2 protein-coding genes are annotated in these 1,874 nt (G+C 36.1%); one reads left to right on the top strand and one right to left on the bottom strand.

All coding sequences use genetic code 11. From position 1 onward, the window contains the following. Nucleotides 1–131: 131 nt before the first annotated feature. The gene (locus ACIQ0C_RS27120) at nucleotides 132–1,382 is read right to left on the bottom strand and encodes an MFS transporter (protein ID WP_403065988.1); all 1,251 of its coding nucleotides are present in this window, start codon (nucleotides 1,380–1,382) and stop codon (nucleotides 132–134) included. A gap of 195 nt (nucleotides 1,383–1,577) precedes the next feature. Here ACIQ0C_RS27120 and ACIQ0C_RS27115 point away from each other — a divergent pair. Further along, on the top strand, nucleotides 1,578–1,874 hold a 297-nt coding region (locus ACIQ0C_RS27115), incomplete at its 3' end, for a LysR family transcriptional regulator (protein WP_403065985.1).

Raw genomic sequence — 1,874 nt, 5'->3', positions numbered from 1 at the left:
CTAACGGGTGCGTTAGTTCATTAAGGAACACTAAAAAATGATCGATTTTTTTTATAAAAGAATAATTCAATTAAATAGTATAAGGGCATTTGTTGATTAATCTTTTTTCAAAACATGCCCTTTCTATTTATTCATTTATCAAGGTTGTTTGTATTAATTTGATCAAACTTTGTGGTGATCCCATGATCCATTCTTTTTTTTATTTTTGCTCTATATAAATTAATCGCTCCCAAAGCTACAGATATTCCGGCCAAATATAGGGCTTGTTGATAACTGTTCAATAGATTAACGACTAATCCGAATAAAGAGGGTGCTATGACAATGAATAATTGATTTAATGTCAATGCTGAACTCACCGTTAAACCTATAAAACCTGAATCCGATTGCTCTGTGATACAAGCAATAAAAATGGAATACCAACCAATGGCTACAAAACCCAAAAGAAAACAAAATAATAGCATCAAGATTTCCATTTCAACAGTCATGATGAGTGGCAGCATCACTGTAAGAATTACGGTAACAGCCATCACAATAAGTAATAATCTTTCCCTTTTACCTTCAAAGAATTGATCACTCGCCCATGCGATGACTACCCGTCCAACCATACCACCTATTAAAACGACGCTTAAATATTTTCCTGCCTCTGTTAATGGATAGCCCCCTTCATTGTGCAAATAACTCATAAAATGCGCAATGATAATCATCTGTAATGACATCATCACAACACCTACTATATACATCGGATATAACTCTTTATTATTTTTGATGACGCTCATTTTCTCCTTGAACCCGACCGAGGTTGATCCCGTTTCACTCGTTCTTTCTGGTTCGTTATATAATAATAAGAAGAGCAGCCCTCCCATTATTGCTACGATCCCTTGTACTACATGTACTGATGACAAATTGAAATGATAATATGTATAGGATAAAACTGCAGAGGCTAAAGATCCTCCAATCGGTATTCCCGTCTGTCTTATCCCTAGAGCCAGACCTCTATGTTCGTTTGGAAACCATTTTACGATGGCCGTGCTTCCACCGGTTTGAGCACTTCCGTACCATATGCCAACCAACAATAATAAAAGCAGCAATACCATATAATCATTAACAAAAACTAGCGTTAAAGCTGAGAGGCCCAATAAAATGTTCCCCCCCCCGATAATGTGTTTTTCCCCTTTTTTATCCATCAAGTAACCGAACGCCAGCATTGAAAACATCGGACCAATATTGACCGCTGAAACAATGAAGCCTGTTTGAAGTGGTGTTAAATTCCATTCAATTTGATAAAATGCAGCGATGGGTCCCATGCCATATGTCACAAAGGTTGCTGCAGTTTGGGATAACGTGGCCACCAATACGATTAACCATTTATAATATGTATGCATTAAGAGATGCTCCCCCTATGCTTGATGTATCGTTCAATAATAATTTGGTGAGATAAATTCTTATTTTTAGCTTCTAGCATTATCTAGTCTCCCTTACTTATTAAGCTAACTAGAGTTTACTCTGACTGCCCAGAAGCGTAAAATGGAGGAAAATGATAGGGTTCATAAATTTTTTTTATAGGGTGTGCCAACTATATGAACATCAAAGAAATAGCATTGAAAATTGAAATATTAAACCGTCAAAATTTAAGTAAGTCTGCAGAAATCACGAACTATACTCAATCCGCCCTTACGGCTAAAGTGAAAAAAATAGAGTCGGAAATTGGAAAACTTGTTTTTAAACGCACGCCCCAAGGATTGAAAATCACTAGCGTAGGAATACAGTATAAAAACTATCTTCAACTTATTTCACAAGAGTACGAAGAATTTTTACAAAACATTGGTGCCTTTCAAACTAACTCTAAAGTGGATTTTGGCACATCACATACAACC

Origin of the sequence: Peribacillus sp. NPDC096448, from assembly GCF_044762675.1 — a bacterium.
Classification (GTDB): Bacteria; Bacillota; Bacilli; order Bacillales; family DSM-1321; genus Peribacillus; species Peribacillus frigoritolerans_B.
Note: the sequence above shows the minus strand (reverse complement) of the source record. Positions and strands in the feature narration are given on the sequence as shown.

Bases quoted from the DNA above. Each gene is read 5' to 3' on its own strand.
- ACIQ0C_RS27120 (WP_403065988.1), bottom strand. From the start codon at position 1,382: ATGCATACATATTATAAATGGTTAATCGTATTGGTGGCCACGTTATCC.